Annotated in this window: 5 protein-coding genes; 4 read left to right on the forward strand and 1 reads right to left on the reverse strand. The window is 63.7% G+C overall.

Annotated features, from left to right (window positions below; all coding sequences use genetic code 11):
* Positions 1 to 143: 143 nt before the first annotated feature.
* Together parE and ABID19_RS19540 are read left to right on the forward strand one after the other, a co-directional pair.
* The gene (gene parE, locus ABID19_RS19535) at positions 144 to 2,195 is read left to right on the forward strand and encodes a DNA topoisomerase IV subunit B (RefSeq protein ID WP_354492549.1); all 2,052 of its coding nucleotides are present in this window, start codon (positions 144 to 146) and stop codon (positions 2,193 to 2,195) included.
* 40 nt (positions 2,196 to 2,235) lie between these two features.
* Positions 2,236 to 4,302 (forward strand): FUSC family protein, encoded by a 2,067-nt coding sequence (locus tag ABID19_RS19540; protein ID WP_354492550.1) that lies wholly within the window; start codon positions 2,236 to 2,238, stop codon positions 4,300 to 4,302.
* Here ABID19_RS19540 and ABID19_RS19545 read toward each other — a convergent pair.
* Positions 4,299 to 5,420, reverse strand: coding sequence for a DUF2336 domain-containing protein (locus tag ABID19_RS19545; RefSeq protein ID WP_352930714.1), 1,122 nt, complete (start codon positions 5,418 to 5,420; stop codon positions 4,299 to 4,301). The two genes, ABID19_RS19540 and ABID19_RS19545, sit on opposite strands and share 4 nt — an antisense overlap.
* A gap of 199 nt (positions 5,421 to 5,619) precedes the next feature.
* On the opposite strand from ABID19_RS19545, the gene ABID19_RS19550 reads away from it, so the two are divergent.
* Together ABID19_RS19550 and ABID19_RS19555 are read left to right on the forward strand one after the other, a co-directional pair.
* Positions 5,620 to 6,072 (forward strand): MaoC family dehydratase, encoded by a 453-nt coding sequence (locus ABID19_RS19550; RefSeq protein ID WP_354492551.1) that lies wholly within the window; start codon positions 5,620 to 5,622, stop codon positions 6,070 to 6,072.
* Positions 6,073 to 6,075: 3 nt separating this feature from the next.
* Positions 6,076 to 6,966 carry an HpcH/HpaI aldolase/citrate lyase family protein gene (locus tag ABID19_RS19555; protein WP_354492552.1) on the forward strand — a complete coding sequence of 297 codons (891 nt, stop codon included), beginning with the start codon at positions 6,076 to 6,078 and terminating at the stop codon, positions 6,964 to 6,966.
* Positions 6,967 to 7,223: the final 257 nt, after the last annotated feature.

Genomic DNA, 7,223 nt, shown 5'->3' on the forward strand with positions numbered 1-7,223 from the left:
ATGCGCCAAGCTGCCGCTTGGTTGTGGAGTGGTTTTGCAGTAAGAGGCTCTATCCTCGAACGTAACAGGAACCTCCGTCGCCTGCCCGCAAAAAGCGTGGCAGTATCGGGTGGTGATTCGCAGCATCGGAATCCAGGACCAGCATGGACGACAATAACGATCTTTTCGGCACGATGGACAAGCAGCCGCAACCGGTTCGCGCCGCCGCGCGCCCGGCCGACCCGCTGGTGCAGGCGGCGAAGCGCCCGGCATCCCGCGACGGCAGTGAAAGCTATAGCGCCGCCGACATCGAGGTTCTCGAAGGGCTGGAGCCGGTGCGGCGCCGGCCTGGCATGTATATTGGCGGCACCGACGACAAGGCGATGCATCATCTGTTCGCCGAGGTCATCGACAATTCGATGGACGAGGCGGTGGCAGGCCATGCGACCTTCATCGATGTCGAGCTTTCCGCCGACGGATATCTGGCCGTCACCGACAATGGCCGCGGCATTCCGGTCGATCCGCATCCGAAATTCAAGAAGCCGGCGCTCGAAGTCATCATGACGACGCTGCATTCCGGCGGCAAGTTCGACAGCAAGGTATACGAGACCTCGGGCGGCCTGCACGGCGTCGGCGTCTCCGTCGTCAACGCGCTGTCGGACCATCTCGAAGTCGAGGTCGCACGCGGCCGCCAGCTCTACCGCCAGCGTTTTTCGCGCGGCGTTCCGGTGACCGGTCTGGAGCAGCTCGGAGAGGTGCATAATCGCCGCGGCACCAAAATCCGCTTCCATCCCGACGAGCAGATCTTCGGCAAAGGCGCTGCTTTCGAGCCAGCGCGGCTCTACCGCATGACGCGCTCGAAAGCCTATCTGTTCGGTGGCGTTGAGATTCGCTGGACCTGCGACCCCTCGCTGATCAAGGAGAAGGACACGACGCCGGCCAAGGCCGAGTTCCATTTTCCCGGTGGCCTCAAGGATTATCTGAAAGCCTCACTCGGCGACGAATTCCAGGTCACTCGCGAAATCTTCGCCGGCAAGAGCGACAGGCAAGGCGGCCATGGCTCGCTCGAATGGGCGGTGACCTGGTTCGGCGGCGACGGATTTCTCAATTCCTACTGCAACACCATTCCGACCGGCGAAGGCGGCACGCACGAGGCCGGCTTCCGCAACGTCTTGACGCGCGGCTTGCGCGCCTATGCCGATCTGGTCGGCAACAAGCGTGCTTCGATCGTTACCTCGGAAGACGTCATGATCTCGGCCGCCGGCATGCTGTCGGTGTTCATCCGCGAGCCGGAATTCGTCGGCCAGACCAAGGACAGGCTGGCGACGATCGAGGCGATCAGGATCGTCGAGACCGCCATCCGCGATCCCTTCGATCACTGGTTGGCCGACAACCCGCAGGAAGCCTCGAAGCTGCTCGAATGGGTGATCGCGCGTGCCGACGAACGGGTGCGCCGCCGCCAGGAAAAGGAAGTGTCGCGCAAGAGCGCTGTGCGCAAATTGCGCCTGCCCGGCAAGCTCGCCGACTGCACGCAGAATGCCGCGGCCGGCGCTGAGCTCTTCATCGTCGAGGGCGATTCGGCCGGCGGCTCGGCAAAACAGGCGCGCGACCGCGCCAGCCAGGCAGTTCTGCCGTTGCGCGGCAAGATTCTCAACGTCGCCAGCGCCGGCAACGACAAGCTTGCCGGCAACCAGCAGATCTCCGACCTGATCCAGGCGCTTGGCTGCGGCACACGCTCAAAATACCGCGACGAGGATCTGCGCTATGACCGGGTCATCATCATGACCGACGCCGACGTCGACGGCGCCCACATCGCCTCGTTGCTGATCACCTTCTTCTATCAGGAGATGCCGAACCTGGTCCGCGGCGGCCATCTCTATCTGGCGGTGCCGCCGCTCTATTCGATCCGGCAAGGCGGCAAGGTCGCTTACGCCCGCGACGATGCGCATAAAGACGAGCTTCTGCGCACCGAATTCAACGGACGCGGCAAGGTAGAAATCGGCCGCTTCAAGGGGCTCGGCGAAATGATGGCTGCCCAGCTCAAGGAAACAACCATGGACCAGAGGAAGCGCACGCTGCTCAGGGTCGATGTGATCGACGCCGAGACCGCCACCAAGGATGCGGTCGACGCGCTGATGGGCACCAAGCCGGAAGCCCGCTTCCGCTTCATCCAGGAACGCGCGGAGTTCGCCGCGACGGAAGTGCTGGATATCTGAGCATCTTCTACCCGTTCGCATCGAATGTGGAGATGAGCGTGTGATCTGGGACCGGCTGCGGAGCGATCTTGCCGCGAGGTTCGCCGGCCTGACGCCACCAACGCGCTCGGATTGGATTTTCGCTCTGCGCACGGTTTCTGCCGGACTGATCGCACTCCTCGCCGCCTACGCCCTCAAGCTCGACCACCCTCAATGGGCGATGATGACGGTGTTCATCGTTGCCCAGCCGGTCGCCGGCATGGTGCTGGCGAAGGGCTTCTACCGGCTGCTCGGCACACTGGCCGGCGCGCTGGCGGCAATCGGCACCACCACGGTCTTTGGCGCCAACCTCTGGCTGCTCGTCACGGCGCTTGCCGTCTGGATAGGCCTTTGTACCCTCGTCTCGTCGCTGCTCCGCAACCCTGAAGCCTATGGCGCGGCGCTTGCCGGTTATACGGCGATGATCATCGGCCTGCCGGCTTTCGGCCAGCCACATCTCGTTGTCGATCTCGCTGTGGCGCGCTGTGCGGAGATCGTGCTTGGCATCGTCTGCGCCGCCCTGACCAGCCGGCTGATCCTGCCGAAACTGGCGGCTGACGCCATCATCGGCAGGCTGAAGCGCTGTATCCTCGACCTTGCGGCCTATGCTGGCGGCGCGTTCTCCGGCGGCGACGCCGCGACGCTAGCCAACCTGCACCGAAAGCTGATCGCAGACGCCCAGACGCTGAGTGAAATGCGAGCCTATGCAAGGCTGGAAGCGCCGAGCTTCGCGACGCGCGCCTATCCGGTCCGCCGCACCATCGGCCAGCTTTTGTCGGCCTTGTCCGCGGCGCGCGCGCTGCATGCCCATGCCGCACCGAAAAATGCGGCCCTCATACCGGTGCGCACGGAGTTGCAGGCCCTCGTCGGCGAATTGGCAGCCAAGCCCGACGCGTTGAAGGACACGGCACCTTGGGTGACGCGGCTCGACGCGATCGCCGACAGGGCACGGCAAACGCCCGACATGGTGGCAGGCCGAGGCGATGACAGGGTCGGCGCAGTCACCCGCCTCACCATCGCTGCCGATTTTGCGGAGGCCCTGAAGCAAGTGCTGCGTGGCCTGGACGCGTTACGAGCGCCGGCCTCGCGCCGCACGCGTGAACGCAGGCACCCGGCGCTGGTCGTACACCGCGACTACCACGCCGCGTGGCGAAATGCGGTGCGCGCGGCACTTGCCACCCTACTGGTCGCCGCCTTCTGGCTGACGACAAAATGGTCCGAAGCAGCGGGCACAGTCATCCTTGTCGCCGTCGTCTCCAGTCTGTTTGCCGCGCGTCCCGATCCCGTGCAATCGGCCTGGGGCTTCTTCAAGGGAACGCTGTTGGCCCTGCCCTTTGCATTTCTGGTCGGCCAGGTCGCGCTCCCCGCTCTGCCCGGCTTCGGCTGGTTCGCACTCTTCGTCGTGCCGATCCTGGTGCCCGCGGCGCTGGCAATTGCCAATCCGCGCTATGTCGGCGTGGCGACCGCCTTCGCCATCAATTTCCTCGCCTTCCTCAACCCGCATCAGGCCATGTCCTACGACCCCGGACCATTCTTCGCCGGTTCGGCATCCGTCCTGGTCGGCATTCTTCTGGCGATCGGCGTCTTCGTCGCTGTGTTGCCCGCCGATCCGTGGGTCACCGTCGGCCGCATCTTGCGAGCCATGCGGGAAGATCTGGCGCGCCTCTGCCTGCATCAGCGCGTGCCAAGACGCGAGGCGTTCGAAAGCCTCGCCTATGACCGGGTTAATCAACTAATGCCGCTCATGCAGCGCATCGGCAAGAAAGGCGATGCCGTTCTCGGCGGCAGCATAGCCGCCGTCACAGTCGGCCTTGAAATCCTGCAGCTGCGCAATGCGCAGCAAAGTTCAGCGGTCCCCGCCGAAACCGCACTTTCAATCACCAATTTCCTGCGGGAACTGGCGCGCGAACTGCTCTTCGGGCAACCCGGCGAACCGCAAACGGCGATCATCACTGTCGCGCGGCAGTATGCAACTGCCATTGCCGAGCGAAGCGACGCCACCGAAATGTTGCAGATCGCAGCCTCGCTGCGCATCATCGCCGGGGCGATCGAGGATTTTCCGGCTTTCTTTGCGAAGAACGGACTCTAAGCCGCTGCTATCGCCAGCGCGTGGCCACGCGCGTTTTCGCGCAGTGCATCGAGATGGATCGACTTGACCAGCCCGGCGAGATCGCCTTCGGCTGACTGGCCGCCCAGTTCCTTCAGCATCAGCCAGCTGACTTCCTGAACGCCGGCCAGGCGCTTGCCATTGGCAACCTCGCGCCAGATCTTCAGCGCACGCAGGATGATCGCGTGCGTGGCCGCGGCAAGGCCGGCACTGCGGAACAGCGCCTGCAGCGCCACATCGTGCCCGCCGGCCAGCAGCGCCCTCACCCGTTGTTCGGATTGCTGGCTGAGCGCGACCAGCGCCGAGCCGAAGAAGTCGACCTTGCCATGCGCGATGGTGCGAATGATGAAGCTTGCGGTCAGGGCACCCCGCAGGCGCAGATGTTCGACGAGCGCAGCGTGCTCTTCTCGGCGCGTGCCTTCGATCAGTGTCACGGAAGCCTTGACGCAGGCGTCGCGCATGACGCGCTCGGCTCTGGCATGTCCCATCAGCGCCACCACCAGCGGCGAGCCTTTAAGGGTTTCACCAAGTTTTATCAGCAGCATATGCCGGCAGTCGGCAGGCAAACGCGCGTCAGTGATCAGCGCTTCGCGCACCAGGGACAGATGGCCATGGCGCTCGGCGATACGGCGGAAGCTGAGCGAAGCGATGTCGGCGCCGCTGTTGGCGAGCAGCGTGGCGCAGGCTTCCGGCTCGCCGATTTCGGCAATCGCCGCGGCGACCGCCATGGAGACGCGCGGACGATCCGCGATCAGTTTCTGCGTCGCCTTCTGACCGCGGGCAACGCGGTCGATCAGATCAGCATCGGTGAGCATCGGGGAACGTGCCAGCACCAGGCTTGCGACTTCGGGCTGGTCGGACGCCAGCGCGCTGATGATCTGCAGCGGCGCGTGATGGCTCATCGACAGCGCCTCAGCCATCGCCAGCCGCACCTTCGACGAGGCATCGTCGAGCAGTAGGGTCAGCGCCGCTTCAGCCGCGCAGCGGTCCTCGAAAGGCAGATCGGCATTGATGTAGGCGCGGGCCAGTGCGCTTGCCGCGGCGGCGCGCTCCGAGACCCTTGCCGTGTAAATCCATTTCAGGAAATGCGAAACAACCATGCCGTCCGCTACGCCCCTTGCCCAAGCCCGTTCTGTCCCCATGAAGACCGTAAGCAGAAATGGTTTACGAACGGTTCACCATGTTTGTTAACTGGCTTGCGAGCGCGGTATGCAGCGCCTATCAACCTTAGAGCGACGTGCGTCCTTGCGAAAAGTACGCTCTGACACTTTGAATCTTCGCATCGGAGGATGAGCGACCATGGCCGGGCTTTATCTGGAAGAGTTCGTCGTCGGCCATGTCTTCCGGCACACGCTGCGCAAAACCGTTACCGAAAGCGACAACATGCTGTTTTCGGTGATGACGCTGAACCCGCAGCCGCTGCACATCGACTTCGACTTCGCCGCAAAGAGCGAGTGGGGCAAGCCGCTGGTCAATTCGCTGTTCACGCTGGGCCTGATGATCGGGATTTCGGTGAACGACATCACCGTCGGCACCACCGTTGCCAATCTCGGCATGAGTGAGACGGTGTTTCCGCATCCGGTGTTCCACGGCGACACCATCCGCGTCGAGACGACGGTGGTGTCGGTGCGCGACTCGAAATCGAAGCCGGACCGCGGCATCGTCGAGTTCGAGCACCGCGCCTACAATCAAAAAGACGTGTTGGTTGCCAAATGCACGAGGCAGGCGATGATGATGAAGAAGGCGGCCTGACCGATGCGCTCGCTGCTGTTCGTTCCCGGCGATTCCGAAAAGAAGCTGGAAAAGGCGTTTGGCGCCGGCGCCGACGTTGTCATTGTCGACCTTGAGGATTCGGTCGCGCCCCAAAACAAGGTGTTGGCGCGCGACACCGCAGCACACTTTATCACCGAACACCGTCATCAAACCAAGTCCGCGATTTATATACGCATCAACGATCTCTCGACCGGCCTGACCGATGACGATCTGGCTGCAGTCGTGCCGGTGAAACCCGACGGCATCATGCTGCCGAAGTCGAACAGCGGACAGGACGTGCAGCATCTGTCGGCCAAGCTCAGGGTGCACGAGGCCGAGAACGGCGTGCCGGATGGCGGCATCAAAATTCTGCCGATCGTCACCGAAACGGCCGCCGGCGTGCTGGCTGCTGCGACCTACGCAAAGGCAAGCGCGCGGCTGGCGGGCATCACCTGGGGCGCGGAAGATCTCTCGGCCGCAATCGGTGCGCGCGCGGCCCGCGACGAAAATGGCCGCTACACAGATGTGTTCCGTTTCGCCCGCACCATGACCATCCTCGCCGCAAGTGCCGCGGAAGTCGCTGCGATCGACACGGTTTTTCCCGGTTTCCGCGACATGGCCGGCTTTGAAGCCGAGTGCGCACAAGCGGAGCGCGACGGCTTCACCGGCAAGATGGCGATCCATCCGGCGCAAGTCCCGGTCATCAACGCCGTCTTCACGCCGTCGACCGAGGCGGTGAAACACTCCATGGCGGTTGTCCAGGCATTCGAGGCGGCTGGAAATCCCGGCGTCGTCGGCATCGACGGCAAGATGTACGACCGGCCGCATCTCCGGCTCGCAGAACGGCTTCTGGCACGCGCCAGGGCGACCGGAGTTTGGCCTGATTTAGTCTGATCGCGCGACGCCGGGCTCTTCCGACGATGGCCGCTCGCGTTCCTGCCGGGAGGCGGCTCATCCGTTCCGCGAAATTGACGGAACAGCCCGATAGGCCTGCCGCTCACCATGCGCAGCACTGATCATGGCGTTGCCCGTCGCAACGAGCCAACCGTGCCGCCAGACTAGGGTCCGGACTCAATTGAGCCACCAAGTTATTGCGGCGGCGAGGAGGATGCCAGCAAGGAAGTTCCTGGCGAGCTTGTCGTATCGGGTGG

Source organism: Mesorhizobium robiniae, from assembly GCF_040545535.1.
Taxonomy (GTDB): domain Bacteria; phylum Pseudomonadota; class Alphaproteobacteria; order Rhizobiales; family Rhizobiaceae; genus Mesorhizobium; species Mesorhizobium robiniae.